Consider the following 24,437-nt stretch of genomic DNA (forward strand, 5'->3'; position numbering starts at 1 on the left):
TTTGGGTTCAGGCAGCAGGCGACGCCGGCGGCTTGCGCCGGCGAAGGTCGATCAGCGCGTCGGCGATGCCGAGCAGCGCGAGGAACGGGAAGACGGTGATCAGCATGACCACGAGCGCGAGATAGATCGCGAGCAGGGTCGGCGTCCGCCAGGACTTGCCCCGGCTGAGGTCGTGGACGGCGGCGAGCCCGGCTAGGCCGAAGGCGGCGATCAGCGCGCCCGCTAGGGCTGCGCCGACCAGGCCGATGAAGCCGCCGGCGAAGCTGAGCAGGATGCCGCCGACGAGCCCGGCCACGGCCTGCGCCGGCAGGCGGGTCGAAGGGATGAGGGGCCAGGGCCGCGGCAGGCGGCCGGAGAGCCGCACGGCCTTTGCCGCCAGCCAGAGATTGGCGACGATCATCGGCACGAAGGAGGCGCCGGCGGCGGCAGGCACCAAAGCGGCGAGCTGGGCCGCGATCTCGGTGGCGTCGACGCCGGCCGGCAGCCGTACCACCGGGCCGATGCCTTCGCCGCCGCTGAGCACGAGCTGCAGGCCGTGCGTCATCACGCGGCGATAGGTCTCGAAATCGGTTGAGATCGCGAGCGCGCCGCCGACCGTCACCAGCGTCGCGACGGCGGCGATCCAGACCAGCAGGCGTCCGAGCGGATACCATTCGCTGTTGCCCTGGTCGTCATTGCGGGCCAGCAAAGCGAGATAGGCGATCCACCAGGCCGGCAGGGCCGCGCCGATGGCGAAGGCGAGCCCGAGCGAGAGCTTGAGCACGAGGGTGACCGCGAGCGTGCCGGAGGCGACAGCAACCAGCCCGGCGCGGTGGTTCCAGCCGAGCGCTGCGATGAAGACGGGGAGCGGGGCGACATAGGACAACAGCAGCGCCAGCGGCGATCCGGTGATCACCACTGTGAACAGAAGGGCTGAAACCAGCCCGGCGCCGATGCCGACGATGGGGAGCATATCCGTCCTGCTGTCCCGCTGCTCGAAAAGGGCAGGGTGAGAGGCATTTGGCCTCAACATACCAGATGGGTTTTCACCGCCTGGCGACTCAGAAGCATCGGCCCGAAAAGTGGAAACTGGTTTTCGGAAAAGCCGATGCTGTAGGCTTATGTCAGTTATTAGAAAACCCGGCGGCGCTTGGCGCCGCCGGGAGAACTCTCACCCGCTCAGCGGATGACGTAAGGCAGCAGGCCGAGGAAGCGGGCGCGCTTGATCGCCTGGGCGAGTTCGCGCTGCTTCTTGGCCGAGACGGCCGTGATGCGCGACGGCACGATCTTGCCGCGCTCGGAGATGTAGCGCGAGAGCAGGCGCACATCCTTGTAATCGATCTTCGGCGCGCCCTCGCCCGAGAACGGGCAGGACTTGCGGCGGCGGAAGAAGGGGCGGCGGGCGCCGGCGGATGCAGTCGACATGCTCAGGCCTCCCCAGCGGTGGTTTCGGTGGTCGCTTCGTCTTCACGACGCGGGCGCTCGCGGCGCGGGCCGCGGTCGAAACGGTCGCCGCCCGGACCGCGGTCGAAGCGGTCGCTACGCTCGTCGCGGTCGCGCTTCTGCAGCATGACCGACTGACCTTCCTCGAGCTCCTCGACGCGGATGGTCATGAAGCGCAGCACGTCCTCGTTGATGCGCATCTGGCGCTCCATCTCGGCGACGGCCGCCGAGGGAGCGTTGATGTTTAGGAGCGAGTAGTGCGCCTTGCGGTTCTTCTTGATGCGATAGCCCAGCGACTTCACACCCCAGTACTCGACCTTGGGGACGGAACCGCCATTCGCCTCGACGATGCCCTTGAACTGCTCGACAAGGGCCTCGACCTGCTGCGCGCTGACATCTTGCCGCGCGAGCAGAACGTGCTCGTACAATGCCATGATTGGCCTTTCTTCGTTCACCGGTTTCGTTCGACGCGGAGCCCTCCGAGCCCTGGATAAAGGCCCGACAGGATTTCTTCGAAGGCGGAGACACGGGACGGCGGCCCTTTGATGAGGAGCCTACGAAACGCTTCCTTGTGGGAATCGCTTCGCCGTCCGTTCAGCCTCCGGCCGAACAAACCGAGGCGGTCGTTACAGCGGGACGTCCCGGCATGCAAGCGCAAAACACCGAAAAATGCCGGTGAAGGTCGACTTTCGTCGCGTAAGCGCCTTGACTTGGCCGGCTGCACGGTGCGACTGCGCCTCGACTTGTTAACCAAGCATCGTTTTCAGGACCATTGCGACATGGCGACGGCTTTCATCTTTCCAGGGCAGGGTTCGCAGGCGGTCGGCATGGGCAAGGCGCTCGCCGAAGCCTTTCCGGTGGCGCGCGCCGTCTTTGAGGAGGTCGATGCCGCGCTCTCGCAGAAGCTCTCCACCTTGATGTGGGAGGGGCCGGGCGAGGAATTGACCCTGACCGCAAATGCCCAGCCGGCGCTGATGGCGGTGAGCCTGGCCGCGATCCGCGTGCTCGAGGCCGAGGCCGGGCTCTCGCTCAAGACTGACGCCGCCTTCGTCGCCGGCCATTCGCTCGGCGAGTACTCGGCGCTGGCTGCGGCCGGCACCTTCTCGATCAGTGATGCGGCCCGCTTGCTGCGCATCCGCGGCGACGCCATGCAGAAGGCGGTGCCGGCCGGCGAGGGCGCCATGGCGGCGCTGCTCGGCGTCGAACTCGACCAGGCCCGCGCGATCGCGGCCGATGCCGCCGAGAGTCAGGTTTGCCAGGTGGCCAATGACAATGGCGGCGGCCAGGTCGTGCTCTCCGGCGCCAAGGCTGCGGTCGAGCGGGCGATTGCGCTTGCCGGCGAACGCGGCGTGCGCCGCGCGATGCTGCTGCCGGTCTCCGCGCCCTTCCATTGCGCCCTGATGCAGCGGGCGGCCGAAGCGATGCAGGCGGCGCTCGCCGAGGTCGCGATGCGGGCGCCGGTGGTGCCGGTCATGGCCAATGTCGGCGCCGCGCCTCTGAGCGATGCGGCCGCCATCCGGGCCTCGCTGGTGGCGCAGGTCACCGGCACCGTGCGCTGGCGCGAATGCGTCGAGGCGATGGCGGCGGCCGGCGTCACTCAGTTCTATGAGGTCGGCTCGGGCAAGGTGCTCGCCGGTCTGGTGAAGCGTATCGCGGCAGGAACCGCTGCGGCGTCGATCGGCACCCCCGACGACATCGCGGCTTACAAGGCCCAGAAGGGCTGACCGGCTGCAAGCCGGGATAGGGGAGGCACAATGCTCGATCTGACGGGTAAGAAGGCGCTGGTCACCGGCGCCACCGGCGGCCTCGGCGGCGCCATCGCGCGCAAGCTCCATGCCCAGGGCGCGACCGTGGCCTTGTCCGGCACGCGTGTCGAGGCGCTGGAGGCGTTGGCGAAAGAGCTCGGCGAGCGGGCCGAGGTCACGCCCTGCGATCTGTCGGATCGCGATTCGGTCGAGGCGCTGGTGCCGGCTGCCGAGGCCAAGCTCGGCGGGCTCGACATCCTCGTCAACAATGCCGGCGTCACCCGCGACAATCTCTTCATGCGCCTCAAGGACGAGGACTGGGACCTGGTCCTCGCCGTCAACCTGACCGCGGCCTTCCGGCTCTCGCGCGCGGCAGTGAAGAGCATGATGCGCCGGCGCTATGGCCGCATCGTCTCCATCGGCTCGGTGGTCGGCACCAGCGGCAATCCGGGGCAGGGCAACTACGCGGCATCCAAGGCCGGCCTGATCGGCATGTCGAAGTCGCTGGCCGCGGAGGTTGCGAGCCGCAACATCACCGTCAATGTCGTCGCTCCCGGTTTCATCGAGTCGCCGATGACCGACGTGCTGAACGACAAGCAGCGCGAGGGCATCCTCACCGACGTGCCGATGGGCCGGCTCGGGCAGGGGGCGGACGTTGCGGCGGCCGTGGCCTATCTCGCCAGCGAGGAAGCGGGTTACGTCACCGGGCAGACCCTGCACGTTAATGGTGGAATGGCAATGATCTGAACAGGTTGGCTTGGTCTTCTAATACACTCGAAGGTTTGAGTTCCGCTCTCGCCAGCCTATTACGAGTGTGTTAATGACCCAGCCGGCCAAGCGCCGATCGGTGTTCTGGAGCCGGATCCGATCTGGTTGGATCAACCTGATCGGTGAATCCGTCTCCAGGTTCTTGTTGGAGAGCGCGTGCTTCGATCAGATAGCGTTGCAATCTGGTCGGCGCGTGCTCTTGGGACTTGACGCCGGCCCGGTTGTTGCGTTTGTGCAGCCATGAACTCCCGGCGTGGTCCGCCGCCAGGCGAAGGATCCGGGCCGGGAAATCAGTTTCACCCACGCGTCGCTGTCAGCGGTGTGTTTTCGAGGTTTGAGGGAAAGACCCATGAGCGATGTCGCCGAGCGCGTGAAGAAGATCGTGATCGAGCACCTCGGCGTTGAGCCGGAGAAGGTTGTCGAGGGCGCCAATTTCATCGAGGACCTTGGTGCCGACAGCCTCGACACCGTCGAGCTGGTCATGGCTTTCGAGGAAGAGTTTGGCGTCGAGATCCCGGACGACGCGGCCGAGACGATCGTGACCGTCGGCGACGCGGTCAAGTTCCTGTCGAAGTCGGCCTGACAAGGCCTTGGCACCGGCGCGCGCCGGAGCCGGATGATTTCAGCTGGAAACGCCTTGCGTTTCCAGCTGAAATCTGAATCCGTCTCTCAACTGTAGTTGGAGCAGGATTCATGCGAAAAGCCGGTTTCCACTTTTCGCATCCTGCTCCAGCGCGCCGGAGCTGAATTGAGGAAGACCGATGCGGCGTGTCGTCGTCACCGGACTGGGCATGGTGACTCCGCTCGGATGCGGGGTCGAGCCGAGCTGGTCACGCATTCTGGCTGGCGAAAGCGGTGCCGGCCCGATCACCACTTTCGATGTCTCCGACCTGCCGGCCCAGATCGCCTGCAATATCCCGCGCGGCGATGGCTCGAACGGCACCTTCAATCCCGACGATTGGATGGAGCCGAAGGAGCAGCGCAAGGTCGACGATTTCATCGTTTTCGCCATGGCTGCGGCGACGCAGGCCCTGCGTGACTCCGGCTGGAAACCTGAAAGCTATGAGGACCAGATCGCGACCGGCGTCGCCATCGGTTCCGGCATCGGCGGGCTTGGCGGCATCTATGAAGCCTCGCTGCTGCTGAAGGAGCGCGGCCCGCGCCGGCTCTCGCCCTTCTTCATCCCGGGCCGCCTCAGCAATCTTGCCGCCGGCTATGTCTCGATCGAGCACGGGCTGAAGGGCCCGAACCACGCGGTCGTCACCGCCTGCTCGACCGGCGCCCACGCCATCGGCGACGCTGCCCGCATGGTCGCGCTCGGCGATGCCGAGGTCATGCTGGCGGGCGGCGCCGAATCGGCGATCAACCGCATCGGCATTGCCGGATTCTGCGCCTGCCGCGCGCTCTCGACCGGTTTCAACGAGACGCCTGAGAAGGCCTCGCGCCCCTATGACAAGGATCGCGACGGCTTCGTCATGGGCGAGGGCGCCGGCGTTGTCGTGCTCGAGGAACTCGAGCACGCCAGGGCCCGTGGCGCGCGCATCTATGCCGAGGTCGTCGGCTACGGTATGTCGGGCGACGCCTATCACATCACCTCGCCTTCCGAGGATGGCGACGGCGCCTATCGCTGCATGCAGGCGGCGCTGAAGCGCGCGGGTCTGCGCGCCTCAGATGTCGACTACATCAACGCGCACGGCACCTCGACGCAGGTCGGCGACGAGATCGAATTGCGCGCCGTCGAGCGCCTGCTCGCCAATGCGCCGAACCGGCCGGCCATGTCCTCGACCAAGTCGGCGACCGGCCATCTGCTCGGCGCGGCTGGTGCGATCGAGGCGATCTTCTCGGTGCTGGCGATCCGCGACCAGATCGTGCCGCCGACGATCAATCTCGACAATCCGTCCGTCGAGACCGAACTCGATCTCGTGCCGCACAAGGCCAAGAAGCGGAAGGTCGACATCGTCCTGTCGAATTCGTTCGGCTTCGGCGGCACCAATGCCTCGCTGGTGATGCGCCGCCTCGTCGACTGAGGACAAGCGCGCTTTCGCCACAATTTTCGCTAGGCATATTCCGCAAAAGTGGAACCCACTTTTGYGAGGAGAATATGCCCAGCATATTGAGCTTGCGCGAATTCGTTTCGTTCGGCTGGTTCCAGCCGAACGGAAAGCGCGCTAGCCTGTCGCCGCCGTCGTGCCAGTATGCGGCCGGCATTGCCACTAGAGCCGGATCCGATCAGGTTGACTCAATCTGATCGGTGAATCCGTCTCTCACTTTGAGTTTAGAGACCGTTTTACCGATCAGCTTGCGGTGCAAGCTGATCGGAACGGGCTCTAGGTCGGATCGACGCTGGTAGCGCCGGTCGCGATGTCAGGGAATCGGGCGAAAGCATCATGAGTCAGCCGCCTCGCGTCGCGCCGCGGAGTCCCAACGAGGCGCTGAAGCCTGTCGCCCCGCCGGCCCCGCCGCCGAAGGCGCGCAAGCGTCGGCGCTCGCCCTTCATCGCGCTGCTCAGCGGGCTGTTCACCACGACTCTCGTGCTGGCCGGCGCCCTCGGCGGCGGCATCGCCTATCTAGACAGCCGCAGCAAGGCGCCCGGGCCGCTCGCCAATGATCGCGTGCTGATCATCCCGAAGGAGAACGGGGTGACGGAGATCGCCGACCTGCTGCAGCGCGAGGGCCTGATCGAGCATCCCTGGGCGTTCAAGGTCGCGGCCTACACCTCGGGCAAGGCCGCCAGCCTCAAGGCGGGCGAGTACCTGTTCAAGGCGCGCGCCAGCCAGAAGGACATCCTCGACGTCATCGCCGAGGGCAAGGCGGTCGAGCATTCGATCACCATCCCCGAGGGGCTGACGAGCGAGCAGATCATGGCGCGCCTGCAGCAGAATGACCTGCTGACCGGCGACGTGATCCAGGTCCCGCGCGAGGGCGCGATCCTGCCCGATACCTACAAGTTCTATCGCGGCTCCACCCGCCAGGCGATCGTCGACCGGATGACGCGCGAGCAGCGCACGGTTCTGAACCGGGTTTGGGGTGCCCGGCCAGCCGACCTGCCGATCAAGACGCCGCAGGAGCTCGTCATCCTCGCCTCGATCGTCGAGAAGGAGACAGGCCGCGCCGATGAGCGACCGCGCGTCGCCGGCGTCTTCATCAACCGGTTGAACCGCAAGATGAAGCTGCAATCCGACCCGACGATCGTCTACGGGCTCGTCGGCGGCAAGGGCACGCTCGGCCGTGGCATCACGCGCCCCGAGATCACCCAGGCGACACCCTACAACACCTATGTGATCGAGGGCCTGCCGCCTGGGCCGATCGCCAATCCGGGCCGCGCGGCGCTGGAGGCGGTGGTCAACCATTCGCGGACCAAGGATCTCTACTTCGTCGCCGATGGCAGCGGCGGCCACGCCTTCGCCGAGAGCCTCGAGCAGCACAACCGCAACGTCGCCCGTTGGCGCCAGGTCGAATCGGCGCGGCGCGACTCCGGACGCCCTGCGGTCGAGGGCAGCGTCGATCGCGCCGAGCCGCCTCCGGGGCCGGATCAGCGCACCGAGGCGCCGGCCGCCGGCCGCCCGGACAGCCAGGCAGCGACGGCGCCCGACCAGTCCGAGCCCGAGACCTATCCGGTTCCCGGCAACCGCCGTGCGGCGGCCGGCCAGCCGGTGCAGGCGGGTGCCGCCGGCACGCGGGCACGCGCCTTCGATGCTTCCGAAGGCACGACGCGCGATCCGCTGCTGAACAAGACCTTCGACCTCAACAGCCCCAAGCAGGTCCCACAGCTGAAGCCCTGAGCGACCTTTCCACATCTCGCGCTTGTAGAGCAGGCCGGGCCTGAATAGGGTCCGCGCGCATCGCGCATTCCGCTCGGCCGTTCCGATCGAGCGATCAGAATTCGCGTCAGCATATGAGTTGCGAGAAGGAAGACGGCGGCCTATGGCGATCGAAAGCATGACGGGGTTCGCGCGCGCGGCCGGCACGACCGGGGCGCACGCCTTCGCCTGGGAGGTCCGCAGCGTCAATGGTCGTGGCCTCGATGTCCGCGTCCGCGTCCCCACTGGTTTCGACAGCTTCTCCGAGGCGGCCCGCAAGCAGTTCTCTGCCGCCTTCACCCGCGGCACCCTGCATGTCAGCCTCGCCATCACCAGCGAAGCCTCGGCCCCGCGACCGCGCATCAACCAGGAGGCGCTCGCCGCGCTGATCGAGGCCGCGAGCCAGGTGAAGCTGCCCACGGGCATCGCCCCGGCGACGCTTGACGGCCTGCTGGCGATCCGTGGTGTCGTCGAGGTCTCCGAGGAGAGCGGGGATGTTCTGTCCGAGCTTGAAAAGCCCGTGCTTGCGGCGCTCGCGGAGACGATCGCGGCGTTGAGACAGGCGCGGCTGGCCGAGGGGCGGGCACTCGAAGCCATCATCTCCGGCCATCTCGACACCATTGCCCGCTTGACCTTGGCCGCGGAAGCCCATCCCGGCCGCAGCGTCGAGGCCATCCGCGCCCGGCTCGCGGGACAGGTCGCCGCGCTGCTCGAAGCCAGCAATGCACTGGAGCCGCAGCGTTTGCACCAGGAGGCGGCGCTGCTGGCGGTGAAGGCCGATATCCGCGAGGAGATCGACCGGCTCCATGCCCATGTCGCGGCCTTGCGTGAGCTGCTCGCCCAGGGCGGCCCGATCGGCCGCAAGCTCGATTTCCTGGCACAGGAATTCGGTCGTGAAGCCTCGACGCTCTGCGCCAAGGCCGGCGATCCCGGATTGTCGCGGATCGGGTTGGAGCTGCGCACGGTCGTCGACCAGCTGCGCGAACAGGTTCAGAACGTGGAGTGACGGCGATGGCCGATCTCATTCGCCCAGCCCGTCGCGGCCTGATGCTGGTCCTGTCGTCACCGTCCGGCGCCGGCAAGTCGACGCTGACGCGGACCTTGTCGCAGAAGGAGACCAATCTCGACCTGTCGATCTCGGTGACGACGCGCGGACGGCGCCCCTCCGAAATCGACGGCGTGCACTACCGCTTCATCGATCGCGAGGCCTTCGACCTGCTGCGCGATCGCGACGATCTGCTGGAATCGGCCGAGGTCCATGGCAATGGCTATGGCACGCCGCGCAAGCCCGTCGAGGCGGCGCTGAAGGCCGGCCGCGACGTCCTGTTCGACATCGACTACCAGGGCACGCAGCAGATCCTGGAGAAGGCGCGCGAGGACGTCGTCGCGATCTTCATTCTGCCGCCCTCGATGGCGGAGCTGCGCTCGCGGCTGGTCCGGCGAGCAGAGGACGAGCCGGAGGTGATCGCTCGCCGGCTCGCCAATGCCCGCGATGAGATCGCGCGCTGGAACGTCTACGACTACGTCATCATCAACGACGATCTCGGTGCCGCCTACGAGTCGGTTCGCTCGATCCTGGCGGCCGAGCGGCTGAAGCGCAGCCGTGCCACCGGCATGCCGGCCTTTGTTGAAACCTTGCTGGCCGAGCAGATCGGCTGATCAGCTCCGCGCCGCCGCCAGCGCGTTGGCAAGCGCGACGAAACCGCTGACCGAGACCTCCTCGGCCCGCATCGTCGGCGACAACCCGGCGGTCTCGATCATCGCCGCTGGGTCGGGGAGCACGGCTTTCAGGCTCTGGCGCAGCATCTTCCGGCGCTGGCCGAAGGCGGCGAGCGTCACCCGCTCGAGCAGGCGCCGGTCGCAGGGTTCCGGCTGCTGGCGTGGTACCAGCTGGACGATCGACGAGGTGATCTTCGGCTGCGGCACGAAGGCGGTCTTTGGCACGTCGAACAGGATCTTCGTCTCGCAGCGCCAGTTGGCGAGCACGGCGAGCCGGCCATAGGCAGCGCGCTGCTCCGGCTTCGCCACGATCCGCTCGGCGACCTCCCGCTGGAACATCAGGGTCAACGAGCTCCACCAGGGCGGCCAGGACCCGGCACTGAGCCAGCCGACCAGCAGCGGCGTGCCGATATTATAGGGCAGATTGGCGACGATCCGGGCGGGGCTGCCGCCGAGCAGGCCGGAAAGGTCGACCGCGAGCGCATCGCCGTCGACGACGTCCAGCCGGCCCGGATAATGGGCGGCGATCTCGGCCAGCGCCGGCATGCAGCGCCGGTCGCGCTCGATGGCGATGACGCGCCCGGCTCCGTTTGCGAGCAAGGCGCGGGTCAGCCCGCCGGGACCGGGGCCGATTTCGACGACGGTCTGGCCTTCGAGCGGGCCGGCGGCGCGGGCGATCCGGCCGGTGAGATTAAGATCGAACAGGAAGTTCTGGCCGAGCGCCTTCTGCGCCATCAGCCCGTGGCGCTCGACCACCTCGCGCAGCGGCGGCAATCCGTCCTGGGCGGCAATGCTGCTCATGCGGCTGCTCCGCGCTCGGCCGCAGCCATGCGGGCGGCCAGCCGCAGCGCGGCGCAAAGGCTGTCCGGCCGCGCGATGCCCTTGCCGGCGATGTCGAAGGCAGTGCCATGGTCCGGCGAAGTCCGGATGAAGGGCAGGCCGAGCGTGACGTTGACGCCGTCGTCGAAGGCGATGGTCTTGATCGGGATCAGCGCCTGGTCGTGATACATGCCGAGCGCCACGTCGTAGCCGGCGCGAGCGCGCGCATGGAACAGGGTGTCGGCGGGATAGGGCCCGCTCGCCTCGATGCCGAGCGCTCGCAACTGGTCGATCGCCGGTGCGACCACTGCCGCATCCTCCTTGCCGAGCGCGCCGCCTTCGCCGGCATGCGGGTTGAGGCCGCAGAGCGCCAGCCGTGGGCGTGCGACACCGAAGCGGCGCTTGAGATCGACGGCGGCGATCCGGCCGGTCTCGACGATCAGCTCGGTCGTCAGCTGCTCCGGCACCGCCTGCAGCGGGATGTGGATGGTGACCGGGATGACCGCGAGTTCTTCCGACCAGATCATCATCACAGGCCGCGATGTCGCTTCGCGTCCGCGACCGGCGAGCTCGGCCAGGAATTCGGTATGGCCCGGATGCTGGAAGCCGGCAGCGTAGAGCACGCTCTTGGCAATCGGGTTGGTGACGAGCGCGGCGGCCTTGCCGGTCTCGACGGCTTCGACCCCGCGTTCGATCGCTTCGATTACGCCCGCCGCGTTGGCAGGGTCAGGCCGGCCGGATTGCGCCTGCGCGCGATGCTCGAGCTCGATCACGGGTAATGCGGTGTCGAAACAGGCCTCGGCCTCGTCCCAGTCGACGCTGCGCAGCGGAACCGGCAATCCCAGCCGTTCCGCCAATGCCGAAAGCGTCGCGCTGTCGCCGAGATAGGCGAAGGGCGGGATGCCTCGCTGCTCGCGCTGCCGCCAGGCGGCAAGCGTGAGCTCGGGGCCGATCCCCGCCGGATCGCCTTGCGTCAGGGCAAGCAACCGGCGCAACTGCGCTTAGCGGCTGCTGGAGGAGACGCCGTCGCCCGAGCTGCTCGAGCCGAGACTCTGCGAATAGCTGATCTCGCCGAGCGTGCGCAGTTCCAGGCGGAACATGACGGTCCGCGTGTCGTTCGTTCTGGCTCCGTTGACCGCGCGATCGGCGTAGGACTGGATGTACGAGACGTCGAAGATCGTGCACTCGTCCTGATAGCGCAGCCCCACCGAAGTCGAGGCCGTCTGGAACGGGCCGGTGTTCGGATAGGTCGGGTTGGAGTAAGCGGCAGGATTCGACTGGTAGAGCGCCAGGGCGTCGCGGTAGCGCTCGCGATCGTATTTGTACTTGTCGAGATCGAACAGAACGCTGCCGCGCACGCTCCAGTATTGGGCGAACGAGACGGACTGGGTGATGCTCAGGCCTTCGCGGCGGCGGGTGATGCCCAGATCCGGCTGCGGCTCGTAGCGGCCGTATCCGACCGAGGTCGACAGGAATTTGTAGCTGAACACGGCCGAGGCATCGATGCGCTGTGCTTCGAAGTTCGACTCGTTGAAGCGCCCGCCAGCCTGGAGCAACAGGCCTTTGAAGGGCTGGTACTGCGCCTTGGCGACATAGTCGGAACGGCGGGTGTCCAGTCCCGAATTGAGGCCGGCATTGACGAGGTCGCCGCTGGCGTAGGAGTTGCGGCCGCCCAGGTGATAGGACTGCCCGACCAGCAGGTTGGCGTAGGACTCGGTGCCGAAGGTGCCGCTGTAGCGCAGGCCGACATTGGCGCGGCTGCCGCCCTCGACCCGATCGTAGCCCGAGAACTTGTTCCACTCGAACAGGTTGGTGTCGTCGAAAACCATGCTCTGTGAATCTTCGTTGGCGACGCGCAGGCTGTTGGTCTCGTTCGGCCGTGCGACGACCTGCGCGACCGGCTCGAGGATATGCGTGCCCCAGGAGGTCGAGGCGATGAAGGGGAAGCGATACATCAGGCCGATCGCCGGCATTGCACGGCCGAAGACCTCGTCCGATGCGTCGGCGATCGTCGTCACGTTGGCGTTGGCATATTTCGTCGTGTTCGGGTTGATCGAGAACAGGTCGGCCCTGAGCGAGGCGTAGGGCGTCCAGACCTGCCCGATCGGGTCGACGATGTTGCGCCGCCAGTCGACCTCGGCGGTCGCCCGCGAGATCGAGCCAGCGAGGCCGGTCACCAGGCACTTGCCCTTCTGATAGACGACGCATCCGTCGAACAAGGAGTAACCGAGCTGTCCCGCGCTGGCGTTGCCGGGATTGGTGATCAGATAGCTCTGATTGCTCGGTGTCAGCGCCTTGAAGGAGGCCGCCTCACGGGTCAGGCTCGTGAGGTTGACGGTGAACGACAGCTCGCCGCCGATCATCGACGGCTTGTGGATCCGCTTATTGTAATCGACGACCGGCGCGACGACCGGTTGCTGCTTCTGCCAATCGTAATAGGTCAGAGGCTGGAAATAATAGCCGCGCATGTCGAACCAGGCGTCCGCGCTCTGGCCGTTGAGCGAGACTGTCGAGGTCGATTCCTGCAAGTAGCTCGTGGTGGTGAGGCTCTCGCTGCGGATCCGGTAGTTCTTGAAGAAGTAGCGATCGGTCGCGCCGGCGACATCCCAGCTGAAGGTCCAGCGCGGGTTGAGGAAGACCTTGCCGGAGGTCTCGAGCGAGCCGCGAAAGGTGTCGTCGCCAGCCCCGAGCGGGCTTTTGAGGTAGGCGTCCTTGTCCTGCTGGAAGATGCCGGCGGCGCGGATGTTGTACGAGCCGTTGACGAAACGATGCCGCCACTCGGCCTGGCCGAGAAAGCCCTGGCGCGACAAATAGGTCGGCGTCACCGTCAGATCGTAGTTCGGCGCCAGATTGATGAAATAGGGCAGGCCGACGCCGTAGCCGAGCGCCGCGGTGTTGATGAACTTCGGCGCGAGGAAGCCGGTCTTGCGCTTAACGGTCGCGTCAGGTCCCGACATATAGGGGATGTAGGCGATCGGGACGCCGGCGAACTCGATCCGGGCCTCCTCGTAATAGATCATCTGCTCGGACTTCTTGTGGATGATCCGGGCCGCGCGCACCTGCCAGAACGGCGGGCGCTCGGGCTGGTCCACGCAAGGCTCGCAGGCCGTGTAGATGCCCTTGTCGAAGACGAAGACCTCACCGTCGGTGCGTTCGGCGCGCGGCGCCGAGAAGCGGGTCTTGTCGGTGTTCACGACGCGTAGCGAATCGATGAAGCCGTCGCGGAAGTCGTCGGTCAGATTGAAGCGGTCGCCGGTGATCACCGTGCCGTTGGATTCGGTGATGCGGGCATTGCCGGTCGCGACCACGCGCTTGCTCTGGCGGTCGTAGACGACACGATCGGCCTCGATCGTGCGGCCCTGATAGAGAATCTGGACATCGCCGACCGCGGAGACGGTGTTGTTGTCCTTGTCATAGACGAGCTCGCGCGCGTCGACGACCATGCGTTCTCCGGGCTTACCGGCCGGAGCTTGGGCATAGGCAAGACTCGTCCAGCCGAGGACCGGGGCGAGCGTCGTCACCAGCGCGGTCGCAGCCGCAAGGCGCCGGATGCGTCTTACGCCGGAAGCCATGAACTCAATCCAAAATTAACCATAGCCACCGTATTCTCAGCCATCTTCCTGATGGAGGAGCGCAAGCGCGCCGAGCAGCGTGCCCACGGTCGCGGGCAGCCAAGCGGCCACCGAGGCGTTGACGATCCCCGATGAGCCCAGCTCCTCAGACAACTGTGTCGCGACATAGAGCACGAACCCCGCAGCGACGCCACCTACCACCAATCTGGTCACACCACCAAACCGGAAAAATCTTAAGGAAACGGATGCCGCTACCAGGATCATGGCGATCAGCAGCAGCGGCCGTGCCTTGAGCGATTCGTAACGCAGCTCGTAGCGCGTCGTATCCAGCCCAGCCTTCTGGGTTCGATCGAGCACGGCCGGCATCGACCAGAACCCGACCGAGTCAGGCGGGGTGAAACTTTGTCGCACCTGGTCGGGCTCCAGCGTCGTCGCAACGAGGTATGTCGAGTACGTCTGTGGCTCTTCCGTGGCCGAGGTGACACGTGCCTCCGACAATTCCCAATAGCCGCGATAGAGCACGGCCTGCTTCGCCTCGATGCGCTCTCTGAAGCCGCCATCGGGCGAGAAGGCAAAGAAGGCGACCTGGGCGAGCCCGACGCCTCCATCCAGCGCTGCGGCCGCCCGGATGATCGCCTGGCCGTCGACGCTGCGCTGGCGAATCCAGATTTCCTTGCCGACGACCTGCCCGGTTTTGGCGAAGAGCGAGACTTCGAGCACGGTGGCGCGCTGTTTCAGTTCGGCTGCGATCGGATTGTAGATGCCGACCGAGACCAGTCCGACCAAGCCGGCGACCAGCGCGGCCGGCTGCAGGAACTGCCAGGCGGAGATGCCGACCGAGCGGGCGACCACCAGTTCGAGCTTTCGGCTGAGGTTGAGCAGGGCGAACATCCCCCCGAACAGCACCGCAAACGGGAAGATCTGTTCGGCGACGGAGGGCGCGCGGTAGAGCGCGAGCTGGATGATGCTGGGCGTCGTCGCGGTCGGGGAATCGCCGGCGCGGCGCATCAGCTCGACGAAGTCGAGCGTCGCGATCAGGAAGAAGAAGGTGCCGAACACGCTCAGGATCGCGCGCAGGAAACGCTGCGTCAGATAGCGGCCGAAGGTCTTGAACAGTAGCATCAGGCGCGCCGGAAACGGGCCGCGAGGGCGAGGAAGGGCGCGATCAGCGGCTCCGTCAGCTTGTCGATGAAGACACGCGTCCGCGAACCGAAGCCGATCGCAAGGGCCGCCAGCAGGATCGTACCCAGCGGCAGGACGTAGAGCAGGACGGCGGCGACGGGGGAGCGCACGCTGGCGGTCCAGGCGGCATAGGCGCCGATCCTGATCGCGCCGACCAAGAAGATGGCGATCTGGATCGCGGCGGCGCGCCCTTGCCGGGTCGTGCGGGCCTCGCCGAGGATGGCGAAAGCAACCAGCATGAAGGCGATCGGGTAGAGTGGCGCCGATAGGCGATTGTGCAGTTCGGCCCGGAAACGCCCTTCCTGGATCTTGTAGTAGGGCTCGTTCTTGTCCTGTGTGAGCAGCGCCCAGGTCGTCCGTTCACGCGGCTTGTAGATCACCTTGGCGCCGTCCTCGCCACCGGCCCCGTCGGAATCGCCGGTCAGCGCCGACAGATTCAGCGCGTAACGCTCGAACGAGATGATCGAGCTCGAATTCTGGTTGCGGCTCTCGCGCTGGATCGTGCCTTTCTCCAGCATCAGGAAGCTGTTGCCGTCAGCCTCGGCCGACTGGCCGCGCTCGGCGATGTAGACGGCTGGCTGGTTGGGATCGCGCCGGTCCTGCATGAAGATGCCGAGCAGCGCCTGCCCCTGCTTTTCGCGGTAATGGAAGGTGACGCCGGAATCGAGCGAGACGAACTGGCCTTCCTTGATCACGTTGGCGACGAAGTCGGCGCGGATCAGCGTGATCAGGTCGCGCAGCGCCCGGAAGCCGGCGGGCATCACCACCAGCGACATCCAGCCCACCAGCGCGGCGGTGATCAATGTCAGCGCGAAGAAGGGGCGCGTCAGCCGGTGTGGCGCGACGCCGGCCGCGTTCATCACGATCAGCTCGGAATCGCTGTTGAGCTTGTTGAGCGTGTAGAGCGTCGCCATGAACAGCGCGACCGGGGCGATGCCGGCGATCAGCGCCGGCAGCGACAGCAGCGTGACCGTGAAGAAGATCAGGATCGTCTGGCCCTTGCCAGTGATCAGGTCGACCTCACGCAGCGCCTGCGTCACCCAGATGACGCTGGTCAGGCCGACGAGCAGAATCACCGCCGCGCCGGCGGCGATCTTCAGGATGTAGCGGTCGAGAAGTCCAAAACGCACGAGGGTGACGATCCCGGGGCCTGCATCCTTGAAGAAGGCGCTCCCCTTGGACGGCTCGCCTCGAACTCCCTATGGTATAGCTTCGATCATGGCGCAAACGGGAATCGTTTGTGGCCTTTGCTGGCCTTCCGGGGTCGGCGCCCCGCAAGTCTTTTTCCCGCAACCCGTGAGCCGTCGATGTCGCAGCGCCTGAAGCTTGAGGTCAAAGCCCTGAACGCCATTGCCGGGGAGGATCTGGTCATCCTCGTCTCGGACAGGCTGGCGCCGCCGAAAGTGGCCGAGGATTGGATCGGCTCGGGCGCCCATGCCCTGATCGCGCGTGCCGCTGCCGCGGAACGCTTCAAGGGCAAGGCGCTGTCCGGGCTGACGCTGCTTGCGCCGGAAGACGCAGGCTATGAGCGTCTGATCCTGGTCGGAACCGGGCCGGAATCGGAGCGCGACAAGCTCGATTTCGCCGCGCTCGGCGGCGCCATCGCCGGCCGTCTCGGCCATGGCCGCAGCGTCGACATCATCGCCGCGCTGCCCGAGGGCGAGCTTGCCGCCGCCGATATCGCCGAGATCGGGCTCGGCCTTCGCCTCAGAAGCTATGCCTTCGACCGCTACAAGACCAAGAGCCGCGACAAGGACCAAAACGAGCCGAAAACGGTGACGCTCCGCGCGCAGGACCCCGCCGCGGTCAAGAAGGCGCTGAAGGCGCGCGAGGCGATCGCCGGCGGCGTCGAGCTCGCTCGCGATCTCGTGAACGAGCCGCCGAACGTGCTTTTCCCCGAGGAGTTCGCCGAACGCGCAGGCAAGCTCGACAAGCTCGGCGTCGAGGTCGAGATTCTCGACGAGAAGGAATTGAAGAAGATCGGCATGCGGGCGCTGCTCGGCGTCGGCCAGGGCTCGCATCGCGAGAGCCGCGTCGTGGTGATGCGCTGGAACGGCGGTGACAAGGGCGACAAGCCCGTCGCCTTCGTCGGCAAGGGCGTGACCTTCGACACCGGCGGCATCTCGATCAAGCCGGCCGGCGGTATGGAGGACATGAAGGGCGACATGGCCGGCGCCGCCTGCGTCACCGGGTTGATGCAGGCGCTCGCCGCCCGCAAGGCCAAGGTCAACGCCGTCGGCGTGATCGGCCTGGTCGAGAACATGCCAGACGGCAAGGCCCAGCGGCCTGGCGACATCGTCACCTCGCTCTCCGGGCAGACCATCGAGATCATCAACACCGATGCCGAGGGTCGGCTCGTCCTGGCCGACGTGCTCTGGTACACGCAGGAGCGCTTCAAGCCGGTCTTCATGGTCAACCTGGCGACATTGACCGGCGCGATTCTGGTCGCGCTGGCGCAAGAGAATGCCGGCCTGTTCTCCAATAATGACGAATTGTCGGAGCGGCTCTTCGCCGCCGGCAAGGCGACCGGCGAAACCGTCTGGCGCATGCCTCTCTCGGCGGCTTACGACAAGATGATCGATTCCAAGTTCGCCGACATGAAGAACTCGGCCGGCCGCCATGGCGGTTCGATCACGGCGGCGCAGTTCCTGCAGCGCCATGTCAACGACACGCCCTGGGCGCATCTCGACATTGCCGGCACCGGCATGGGCTCGCCGAACAGCGAGACCAACCGCTCCTGGGGCTCGGGCTGGGGCGTGCGCCTGCTCGACCGGCTGGTGGCGGATCACTACGAGAGCTGATTCGGCTCATCAGCCGAATCATACAAGGCATTGAACTGGCTTACCTTATGGCCGAGGTCCTGTTCTATCATCTGCTGGGACGCCCGCTCGAGCAGGTCCTTCCGACCCTGCTCGAGCGTTCGCTCGCCCGTGGCTGGAAGGCAGTCGTCGAATTGTCGAGCCGCGAGCGTCTGGCCGGGCTCGACGACCGGCTCTGGACCTATGCGGACGAATCCTTCTTGCCGCATGTGACGGCCGCCGAGCCGGACGCCGCCGCGAACCCGATCGTGCTCACCGCGAACTCCGACAATCCGAACGGCGCGCAGGTGCGCTTCTGCGTTGACGGTGTTCGCATTCCCGACGCATTGGACTCTTACGAGCGCGTCATCCTGATGTTCGATGGCGACGATCCCGATGCGCTCGCCTCGGCGCGTGAAGATTGGAAAAAGCTGCGGACGCTCGGCATCGCCGCCACCTATTGGCAGCAGGACGAGACCGGCCGCTGGGAGAAGAAAGCGTGAAAGTTCTTGTTGCCCTGGCCTTGGCGGCTGCGCTTGCCGGCTGTTCCGTCGACATGGGCGGGTTTTCCTTCGTTTCCAACGAGCGCGGCACCCGCACCAGCAGCGCCTCTGCCCGCGTCTCGACGCAGGAGGCGATGCTGACGCCGGAGGGCGAATGCAGCGCCGATGTCTCGCTCGATCCATCGACGCGCCCGCTGCCGAAGGAGATCGCGATCGGCATCACCGAGTGCGAGCTCGTCAGGCTGAAGAACAAGCGGCCGACCGACGTCCTGATTGGCGACAATGGCCGGGGTCAGCGCGAGGTGCAGGTGCTCTATTCCGAGCCGGCCAATCGCGAGATCTACATGTTCACCGACAACCGCCTGAGCCGGATCGTCAAGCCGGGCCAGCCCGAGCAGCAGGGCTGACGCTCGCCAGCTTGTGAACGCTCGGTTCGTCCGGGCTCCGCTAAGCGATCTGATCTGCCGCATGCGCAAGGATGGATCGCCAATGCTCGTATCGCTCGCCCGCTGGAGCCGCATCGCCGTCATGGCGCTTGCGGTCGCATTCGTCACGCCCGTCGCCGCCCAGCCGGCTGCAACTGCGGATACGGCGGCGAACAAGGCGCTCGTGCTCGCCTTCTGGCGCAACGTCTTCGATGCGCAGGACTGGACCAAGGCCAAGGGCTATTTGTCCGAGGGCTACATCCAGCACAATCCCAACGTCGCGAGCGGGTTGAAGGGGTTCACCGACTATTTTTCGAAGCTGTGGCCGGCTCCGAAGCTGGCCGGGAGCGTGGTCGAGACGCAGTTCGCGGCCGTTCTGGCTGAAGGTGATCTCGTCCAGCTGATGATGCGCCGCCCGCGCCCCGAACCGGCCGACGCGACCAAGACCTATGACAGCTATTGGTTCGACCTCTTCCGCGTCAAAGACGGCAAGATCGTCGAGCATTGGGATTCGGCGCTGAAGCCCGCCAAGTGACCGATTGATGAAGCTGGAGAGCGCTCAGGCGCCGCCAACTTATCGCTCAACATTTCTTCGGCCGCGGTGAGCGCGTCGGTCAGCCCGAGCAGCAGGGCTGACACGCGTTCATCGCGCGAGGAATCCGCCTCTGATGCGACCAAGGCAACCGTTCGATCGATTGGCTCGTTGATGAGGTGATCGGAACGGGCGATCGCGCAGAGACGGGAGTGTCGAGATGCAGCTTCAACGGCAGAGGTGGGTGGTATTCGGTGGCCTTGGGCTTTTGGGCGCTGCGCTCATGGCCTTGCCCGCAGCGGCTCAGGTTGTCGATTTCCGCTCCTCCGACCGCGAGATGAACCGCGCAATCGAGCAGGCACGCAAGACGTTGCCGGACTTTGTCGCGCTCTATCGCAGCGGCAAGGGCGAGCGTCATGCCGTTAAGGTCGCGATCCCCTATGACCGAGGGCGCGAACATATCTGGATGAACCTGACGGCCGTTGAAGGCGACGTCTTCATCGGCAAGATCGCGAACGATCCCGTCCATCTCGACAAGCTGAACCGGGGCGACGGCTACCGGGTCGGCAGCGCGATGGTCAGCGACTGGAACTATATGTCGGGCGGCCAGATGTACGGCAGCTACACGACCCGCGTCGCGATCAAGAAGCTCACCCCGACGCAGGTCAGGGAACTCGGCCTCAAGCTCGCGCCGCTGCCCTGAGAGCGCCTCACGCGCTCTCCAGTTCCTCGCTCAGCGTCAGCCATTCCTCTTCGGCCGCAGCCAGCGCCTCTGTCAGCTCGCGGCGCTGACGCGACAGCAGCAGTGCCTTTTCCGGCTCGCGCGCAAAAGCGCCGTTGGCGAGCGCGCCGTCGACCTTTTCGATCAGCCCGGTCAGCTTGGCGATGCGCGCTTCAGCGAGGTTGAGCTTCTGCCTGAGCGGTCCCTGCGCCTGGCGCTTTGCCGCCGCGCCCTTGCGCTCCTCGGCCTTGCCTGCGGCTTCGGCATCGGACTTGCCGCGCTGGGCCGGCTTGTCGCGGCCGAGCACGAAGTCGCGATAATCGTCCATGTCGCCGTCGAAGCTCTTCACCGTGCCGTCCCCGACCAGCCAGAGCCGGTCGGCGCAGGCCTCGATCAGGAAGCGATCGTGGCTGACCAGGATCACGGCGCCGGGATAGTCGTTGATCGCGTTGACGAGGGCGGTGCGGCTGTCGATGTCGAGATGGTTGGTCGGCTCGTCGAGGATGAGCAAATGCGGGCCGCCGAAGGTGGCGATGCCGAGCATCAACCGGGCCTTTTCGCCGCCGGAGAGGTTCTTCACCGGCGTGTCTGCCTTGTTGGCGGGAAAACCGATCTGCGCGGTGCGCGCCCGGACGCGCGCTTCCGGCGCATCCGGCATCAGCTCGCGGATATGGCCGACCGGGGTGTCCTCCATCCGCAACTCGTCGAGCTGGTGCTGGGCGAAATAGGCCGTCTGCAGCTTCGAGGAGCGCCGCATCTCGCCCGAAAGCGGCGCGAGCCGCCCGCCGATCAGCTTGCAGAAGGTCGATTTGCCGTTGCCGTTGGAGCCGAGCAGCGCGATGCGGTCGTCCGGCGCCAGGCTCAGATTGAGCCGCTGCAGCACCTTGCGCTCGCCATAGCCGGCGCTGGCGCTCTCCAGCACGATCATCGGCGGCGAAAGCGGCCGCTCGGGCGCCGGGAAGCTGAACGGCTGGACGTCGCGATCCTGGACGACCGCGATCTCCTGCATCTTCTCCAGCCGCTTGACGCGCGACTGGGCCTGGCTGGCCTTCGACGCCTTGGCCTTGAAGCGATCGACGAAGGATTGCAGGTGCTTGCGCTCGGCCTCCTGCTTCTCGCGTGCCTTGGCGAGATGCGCCTGCTTCTCGGCCCGGAGCTTCTCGAAATCGCTGTAGCCGCCGCGGTAGATGGTGAGCTTGCCCTGATCGAGATGCAGGATGTGATCGACGCAGGTGTCGAGCAATTCGCGATCGTGGCTGACGACCAGCACCGTATGCGGATAGCGCTCGAGATAGTCGTAGAGCCAGAGCGTGCCTTCGAGATCGAGATAGTTGGTCGGCTCGTCGAGCAGCAGCAGGTCGGGCTCGGAGAACAGCACGGCGGCAAGTGCGACGCGCATGCGCCAGCCGCCGGAGAAATCGGAGCAGGGGCGCTGCTGCGCCTCCTCGTCGAAACCGAGCCCGTACAACACGGTCGCGGCCCGCGCCGGAGCGGAATGGGCGCCGATATCGGCGAGTCGCGTCTCGATCTCGGCGATCCGCATCGGGTCGGTCGCGCTCTGCGCTTCCTTCATCAGCGCCGCACGCTCGATGTCGGCAGCCAGCACGACCTCGATCAGCGTTTCGGGCCCGCCTGGGGCCTCCTGCGCCACCCCGCCGATGCGCATGCCCTTTGGCAGGGCGACGTTGCCGCCTTCCGGAGAAAGATCGCCGGTGATGATGCGGAACAGCGTCGTCTTGCCGGTGCCGTTGCGGCCGACGAGGCCGACGCGCGAGCCGGTGGGCAGGAAGGCGCTGGCCTTGTCGAGCAACAGGCGCTCGCCGAGGCGATAGGTGATGTCATTGAGGGTCAGCATGGCGAGCGGGGTGTAGCGCGCTTTCGACCCCGCTGGAAACGGCATGACGACAGGAAATTGTCAGCGCGGCAGGCAAGAGCATGGCTGCCGCAGAGGCATGCCATGGTTTCTCCACTTTTCCGCCACGGCATGGCCGGGCGCTCGCGACACGCATGGACTGGGTAACGCACTGATTCGTATCGAGGATCCATGCAGTTCGACTCTCTGGTCCGGCGGCCGCGCCGGGTGTCGCTAGCAGCCGTCGCCATCGCGCTGTTCACCGTAGTTCTTGGCGGCGCCACCGCGCTCGCCGCCTTCGCGCCGCTGCCAGGCGTCTTGTAAGGCCGTTGCGGCGCGTTAGGCGCTTCAAGCAACGTTAACTGCGCTCGTGTTGGCTGTTCTCGTACAGTCGATGTCGGGCGGAGACCTGATTCGTGTTCAGTCTCAGGATCAGGCTTCCGGTTGCCATGCTCGCCCTGGCCCTGCTCGCCGCATTGGCAGTGGGCTCGTCCGCCTATCTCGCCGTCTCGAACTGGGCGCAGGGTGCCGTGCGCGAGCGCATGCACGCGCTGGCCGAAAGCCATGTCCGCGCCATCGAGCGGCGCTGGTCGCAACTGCGCGCCGAACTCGCCGTCCAGGCCCGCAGCGCCTTCACCGTCTCGGCGCTCGACGAGATCGGCAAATGGCTGGAGCTCGGCCCGCACGATTACCGCAGCATCATCGGCTATTATCAGGGTGACGGTTCGCTCTCGCTGGCCGAGCGCGTCGCCCGCACCGGCCGCGAGCACCAGCACGGCTATTCCTGGCGGCATGTGCCGGTCCACGAGACCTATTCGGCGGCTCTCAAGCAATTCAACTACGCCGATATCTACCTGGTCTCGCGCAAGGGCAGGGTGGTCTATAGCGTCACCAAGGGCCCAGAGTTCGGTCGCCTGCTGAGCGACGAGGATCTCGCCGGCACCGGGCTGGCAAGATCGGTGGCGCTAGCGCGCGGCAAGGCGGCCGGCGAGCAGGTGGTGCTCGACTTCGCACCCTATGACCCGGTCGGCGGCGATCCGCGCGCCTTTCTGGCGGCGCCCTTCTACGATGCCGAAGCTGGGACGGGCGAACAGGTCGGGACGATCGTCATAGCCGTCGACACGCGCCTGATCGACGACGTCCTCGCCTTCAACCCGGCCGGTTCCGGGGCCGAGCGGATCTTCGTCATTGGTTCCGACGGCTTCATGCGCTCCAATCCGGCTGCCCGGCGCAATAGCGCCTCACCGCGCGAAACACTCGATCGCAGTCGACTGGCCGGGCAGCCGGAGCATGCGCTCATCCGCATGACCAGCCATGACGGCCGCTCGCTTGTCGCCAGTGGGCAGGAGGTTGTCATTGGCGATTGGCGCTGGCTGCTCTGGCTGACCGAGCCGGAGGCGAACGCCTTTGCCGTCGTCGGCACGATCCGTAGCGCCGTCGTCTCTGCCGGTTTGCTGGTGCTGCTGCCCTTGTTCGGCATTGCGATCCTGCTCGGCTGGTCGGTGGCTCGCCCGATCGCACGGTTGTCCGACAGGCTGGCGGGCGTTGCCGCGGGCCGGACCGAGGAGGGCATTCCCGGAGCCGGACRCCGCGACGAGATCGGCGGCATCGCCAAGTCGATCGACATGATCCGCGAGACCTTGCGCGGCGAGGCGCAGCGACGGGAGGCCGAGCAGGGGATCCGCCTTGCCGACGCCGAGCAGCACCGCCGCGCCTTGCTGAACGAGCTGGCAGGCGAACTCGAGGAGTCGGTCAGGACCGTCTCGGCCTCCGTCTCTGTCTCAGCGGAGACCCTTGGCACGACAGCACATCAGCTTGCTGAAGGCGCGCGCGAGACCCAGGCCGGCGCCGCCGATACAGACGGGGCGACCGGCAATGCCATCCGCAGCGTTAAGTCGATCGAGCGCGCGGCGCAGGATTTGCTCGGCGCCGTCGACGCGCTCGCCGCCGAGGTGCGCTCCTCGGATGCGACCGCCGGCCAGGCGCGCGAGCATGCGGATTCGGTCAGCCGTATCGTCGATGGCCTCTCCAACGGCGCGGCGCGGGTCTCGGAGGTGGTCGGGCTGATCTCGGCCATCGCCGGCCAGACGAATCTGCTTGCGCTCAACGCCACGATCGAGGCGGCCCGCGCTGGCGAGGCCGGCAAGGGCTTTGCCGTCGTCGCCAACGAGGTGAAGTCGCTGGCGACACAGACCGCCACTGCGACGCAGGACATCGCCCGCCAGATCGAGGCGATGAACCAGGCGACCGCCGCGACAGTCGAGGGCATCACCGGCATCCGCGCGCTGGTGCAGGAGCTGAACGAGGCGACGCGCCGCACCAGCCAGACCATGCGGCGCCAGCACGAGGCAGCCCACGCCATCGCTGCCGACGTCCTCGCCGCGACTCAGGAGATCGTGCTGATCGGCCAGGCCACCAGCCAGGTCGCACTCGCCTCGCGCAACACCGCGGGCGCGTCGGACGCGGTGCTGAAGGCGGCGAGCGAACTGACCGGGCTGGCCCAGGCGCTGAATGCGCGTGTCGACCATGTCATCGGCGAACTGCGCGTGGCCTGAATGGCTTGTCGCGGGAGCCTGCGT

The 24,437-nt window shown here is 66.5% G+C and carries 23 protein-coding genes; 14 read left to right on the forward strand and 9 right to left on the reverse strand.

Features of this window, described 5'->3' with window-relative positions; genetic code table 11:
• Positions 1-7: 7 nt before the first annotated feature.
• The 3 genes from AC1DS0_RS01785 to rpsF form a co-directional block, all read right to left on the reverse strand.
• Complete coding sequence (locus AC1DS0_RS01785; RefSeq protein ID WP_476812679.1) at positions 8-952, reverse strand: DUF2232 domain-containing protein; 945 nt, start codon at positions 950-952, stop codon at positions 8-10.
• A gap of 206 nt (positions 953-1,158) precedes the next feature.
• A complete protein-coding gene (rpsR, locus tag AC1DS0_RS01790; RefSeq protein ID WP_038367644.1) occupies positions 1,159-1,404 on the reverse strand; it encodes a 30S ribosomal protein S18 in 246 nt (81 codons plus the stop codon).
• Between the two features lie 2 nt (positions 1,405-1,406).
• Complete coding sequence (rpsF, locus tag AC1DS0_RS01795) at positions 1,407-1,856, reverse strand: 30S ribosomal protein S6 (RefSeq protein WP_476812680.1); 450 nt, start codon at positions 1,854-1,856, stop codon at positions 1,407-1,409.
• Positions 1,857-2,201: 345 nt separating this feature from the next.
• On the opposite strand from rpsF, the gene fabD reads away from it, so the two are divergent.
• The 7 genes from fabD to gmk all read left to right on the forward strand — a co-directional run bounded on the left by fabD (position 2,202) and on the right by gmk (position 9,394).
• Positions 2,202-3,146, forward strand: a complete 945-nt coding sequence (fabD, locus tag AC1DS0_RS01800; RefSeq protein WP_476812681.1) for an ACP S-malonyltransferase — start codon at positions 2,202-2,204, stop codon at positions 3,144-3,146.
• 30 nt (positions 3,147-3,176) lie between these two features.
• Positions 3,177-3,914: a 3-oxoacyl-[acyl-carrier-protein] reductase gene (gene fabG / locus AC1DS0_RS01805; RefSeq protein WP_476812682.1), complete on the forward strand. Its 738-nt coding sequence runs from the start codon at positions 3,177-3,179 to the stop codon at positions 3,912-3,914.
• Positions 3,915-4,284: 370 nt separating this feature from the next.
• A complete protein-coding gene (locus tag AC1DS0_RS01810; RefSeq protein ID WP_043236751.1) occupies positions 4,285-4,518 on the forward strand; it encodes an acyl carrier protein in 234 nt (77 codons plus the stop codon).
• 178 nt (positions 4,519-4,696) lie between these two features.
• On the forward strand, positions 4,697-5,962 hold the full coding sequence (gene fabF / locus AC1DS0_RS01815) for a beta-ketoacyl-ACP synthase II (protein ID WP_476812683.1): 1,266 nt from the start codon (positions 4,697-4,699) through the stop codon (positions 5,960-5,962).
• Positions 5,963-6,322: 360 nt separating this feature from the next.
• The gene (gene mltG, locus AC1DS0_RS01820) at positions 6,323-7,717 is read left to right on the forward strand and encodes an endolytic transglycosylase MltG (RefSeq protein WP_476812684.1); all 1,395 of its coding nucleotides are present in this window, start codon (positions 6,323-6,325) and stop codon (positions 7,715-7,717) included.
• A gap of 142 nt (positions 7,718-7,859) precedes the next feature.
• The gene (locus tag AC1DS0_RS01825) at positions 7,860-8,741 is read left to right on the forward strand and encodes a YicC/YloC family endoribonuclease (protein WP_476812685.1); all 882 of its coding nucleotides are present in this window, start codon (positions 7,860-7,862) and stop codon (positions 8,739-8,741) included.
• Positions 8,742-8,746: 5 nt separating this feature from the next.
• Positions 8,747-9,394, forward strand: a complete 648-nt coding sequence (gene gmk / locus AC1DS0_RS01830) for a guanylate kinase (protein ID WP_476812686.1) — start codon at positions 8,747-8,749, stop codon at positions 9,392-9,394.
• On the opposite strand, the gene rsmA is transcribed toward gmk, so the two are convergent.
• Genes rsmA through lptF form a run of 5 tightly spaced genes read right to left on the reverse strand, consistent with a single transcriptional unit; the run spans position 9,395 to position 16,157 of the window.
• Positions 9,395-10,246 (reverse strand): 16S rRNA (adenine(1518)-N(6)/adenine(1519)-N(6))-dimethyltransferase RsmA, encoded by an 852-nt coding sequence (rsmA, locus tag AC1DS0_RS01835; RefSeq protein WP_476813072.1) that lies wholly within the window; start codon positions 10,244-10,246, stop codon positions 9,395-9,397.
• Between the two features lie 5 nt (positions 10,247-10,251).
• The gene (gene pdxA / locus AC1DS0_RS01840; RefSeq protein WP_476812687.1) at positions 10,252-11,268 is read right to left on the reverse strand and encodes a 4-hydroxythreonine-4-phosphate dehydrogenase PdxA; all 1,017 of its coding nucleotides are present in this window, start codon (positions 11,266-11,268) and stop codon (positions 10,252-10,254) included.
• Between the two features lie 6 nt (positions 11,269-11,274).
• The gene (locus AC1DS0_RS01845) at positions 11,275-13,845 is read right to left on the reverse strand and encodes an LPS-assembly protein LptD (protein ID WP_476812688.1); all 2,571 of its coding nucleotides are present in this window, start codon (positions 13,843-13,845) and stop codon (positions 11,275-11,277) included.
• 36 nt (positions 13,846-13,881) lie between these two features.
• On the reverse strand, positions 13,882-14,967 hold the full coding sequence (lptG, locus tag AC1DS0_RS01850; protein WP_152014612.1) for an LPS export ABC transporter permease LptG: 1,086 nt from the start codon (positions 14,965-14,967) through the stop codon (positions 13,882-13,884).
• Entirely contained in the window at positions 14,967-16,157 is a 1,191-nt protein-coding gene (lptF, locus tag AC1DS0_RS01855) for an LPS export ABC transporter permease LptF (protein WP_476812689.1), read from the reverse strand. The genes lptG and lptF overlap by 1 nt, the downstream gene beginning before the upstream one ends.
• A 177-nt stretch (positions 16,158-16,334) precedes the next feature.
• Here lptF and AC1DS0_RS01860 point away from each other — a divergent pair, with 177 nt between their 5' ends.
• From AC1DS0_RS01860 to AC1DS0_RS01880, 5 genes are all read left to right on the forward strand, one after another.
• On the forward strand, positions 16,335-17,828 hold the full coding sequence (locus AC1DS0_RS01860; protein WP_476812690.1) for a leucyl aminopeptidase: 1,494 nt from the start codon (positions 16,335-16,337) through the stop codon (positions 17,826-17,828).
• A gap of 47 nt (positions 17,829-17,875) precedes the next feature.
• Positions 17,876-18,328: a DNA polymerase III subunit chi gene (locus tag AC1DS0_RS01865; protein ID WP_476812691.1), complete on the forward strand. Its 453-nt coding sequence runs from the start codon at positions 17,876-17,878 to the stop codon at positions 18,326-18,328.
• A complete protein-coding gene (locus AC1DS0_RS01870; RefSeq protein WP_476812692.1) occupies positions 18,325-18,735 on the forward strand; it encodes a hypothetical protein in 411 nt (136 codons plus the stop codon). The genes AC1DS0_RS01865 and AC1DS0_RS01870 overlap by 4 nt, the downstream gene beginning before the upstream one ends.
• Positions 18,736-18,817: 82 nt before the next feature.
• Entirely contained in the window at positions 18,818-19,288 is a 471-nt protein-coding gene (locus tag AC1DS0_RS01875; RefSeq protein WP_476812693.1) for a nuclear transport factor 2 family protein, read from the forward strand.
• Positions 19,289-19,568: 280 nt separating this feature from the next.
• Complete coding sequence (locus AC1DS0_RS01880) at positions 19,569-19,988, forward strand: DUF2314 domain-containing protein (protein WP_476812694.1); 420 nt, start codon at positions 19,569-19,571, stop codon at positions 19,986-19,988.
• Between the two features lie 7 nt (positions 19,989-19,995).
• Here the strand turns inward: AC1DS0_RS01880 and AC1DS0_RS01885 are convergent, their stop codons facing one another.
• The gene (locus tag AC1DS0_RS01885; protein ID WP_476813073.1) at positions 19,996-21,861 is read right to left on the reverse strand and encodes an ABC-F family ATP-binding cassette domain-containing protein; all 1,866 of its coding nucleotides are present in this window, start codon (positions 21,859-21,861) and stop codon (positions 19,996-19,998) included.
• A 189-nt stretch (positions 21,862-22,050) separates the two neighbouring features.
• On the opposite strand from AC1DS0_RS01885, the gene AC1DS0_RS01890 reads away from it, so the two are divergent.
• Positions 22,051-22,182 carry a hypothetical protein gene (locus tag AC1DS0_RS01890; protein ID WP_476812695.1) on the forward strand — a complete coding sequence of 44 codons (132 nt, stop codon included), beginning with the start codon at positions 22,051-22,053 and terminating at the stop codon, positions 22,180-22,182.
• Positions 22,183-22,274: 92 nt separating this feature from the next.
• On the forward strand, positions 22,275-24,413 hold the full coding sequence (locus AC1DS0_RS01895) for a methyl-accepting chemotaxis protein (RefSeq protein ID WP_476812696.1): 2,139 nt from the start codon (positions 22,275-22,277) through the stop codon (positions 24,411-24,413).
• Positions 24,414-24,437: the final 24 nt, after the last annotated feature.

The organism is Allobosea sp. P4_H5, assembly GCF_056400825.1.

Excerpts from the sequence above, each read along its gene's own strand:
- AC1DS0_RS01885 (WP_476813073.1), bottom strand. The coding sequence starts at position 21,861 with ATGCTGACCCTCAATGACATCACCTATCGCCTCGGCGAGCGCCTGTTG.
- gmk (WP_476812686.1), top strand. The coding sequence starts at position 8,747 with ATGGCCGATCTCATTCGCCCAGCCCGTCGCGGCCTGATGCTGGTCCTG.
- AC1DS0_RS01860 (WP_476812690.1), top strand. The coding sequence starts at position 16,335 with ATGTCGCAGCGCCTGAAGCTTGAGGTCAAAGCCCTGAACGCCATTGCC.
- rpsF (WP_476812680.1), bottom strand. The coding sequence starts at position 1,856 with ATGGCATTGTACGAGCACGTTCTGCTCGCGCGGCAAGATGTCAGCGCG.
- AC1DS0_RS01875 (WP_476812693.1), top strand. The coding sequence starts at position 18,818 with ATGCTCGTATCGCTCGCCCGCTGGAGCCGCATCGCCGTCATGGCGCTT.
- fabF (WP_476812683.1), top strand. The coding sequence starts at position 4,697 with ATGCGGCGTGTCGTCGTCACCGGACTGGGCATGGTGACTCCGCTCGGA.
- lptG (WP_152014612.1), bottom strand. The coding sequence starts at position 14,967 with ATGCTACTGTTCAAGACCTTCGGCCGCTATCTGACGCAGCGTTTCCTG.
- AC1DS0_RS01845 (WP_476812688.1), bottom strand. The coding sequence starts at position 13,845 with ATGGCTTCCGGCGTAAGACGCATCCGGCGCCTTGCGGCTGCGACCGCG.
- AC1DS0_RS01825 (WP_476812685.1), top strand. The coding sequence starts at position 7,860 with ATGGCGATCGAAAGCATGACGGGGTTCGCGCGCGCGGCCGGCACGACC.
- fabD (WP_476812681.1), top strand. The coding sequence starts at position 2,202 with ATGGCGACGGCTTTCATCTTTCCAGGGCAGGGTTCGCAGGCGGTCGGC.
- mltG (WP_476812684.1), top strand. The coding sequence starts at position 6,323 with ATGAGTCAGCCGCCTCGCGTCGCGCCGCGGAGTCCCAACGAGGCGCTG.
- AC1DS0_RS01880 (WP_476812694.1), top strand. The coding sequence starts at position 19,569 with ATGGCCTTGCCCGCAGCGGCTCAGGTTGTCGATTTCCGCTCCTCCGAC.
- AC1DS0_RS01865 (WP_476812691.1), top strand. The coding sequence starts at position 17,876 with ATGGCCGAGGTCCTGTTCTATCATCTGCTGGGACGCCCGCTCGAGCAG.
- AC1DS0_RS01785 (WP_476812679.1), bottom strand. The coding sequence starts at position 952 with ATGCTCCCCATCGTCGGCATCGGCGCCGGGCTGGTTTCAGCCCTTCTG.
- AC1DS0_RS01810 (WP_043236751.1), top strand. The coding sequence starts at position 4,285 with ATGAGCGATGTCGCCGAGCGCGTGAAGAAGATCGTGATCGAGCACCTC.
- AC1DS0_RS01890 (WP_476812695.1), top strand. The coding sequence starts at position 22,051 with ATGCAGTTCGACTCTCTGGTCCGGCGGCCGCGCCGGGTGTCGCTAGCA.
- rpsR (WP_038367644.1), bottom strand. The coding sequence starts at position 1,404 with ATGTCGACTGCATCCGCCGGCGCCCGCCGCCCCTTCTTCCGCCGCCGC.
- fabG (WP_476812682.1), top strand. The coding sequence starts at position 3,177 with ATGCTCGATCTGACGGGTAAGAAGGCGCTGGTCACCGGCGCCACCGGC.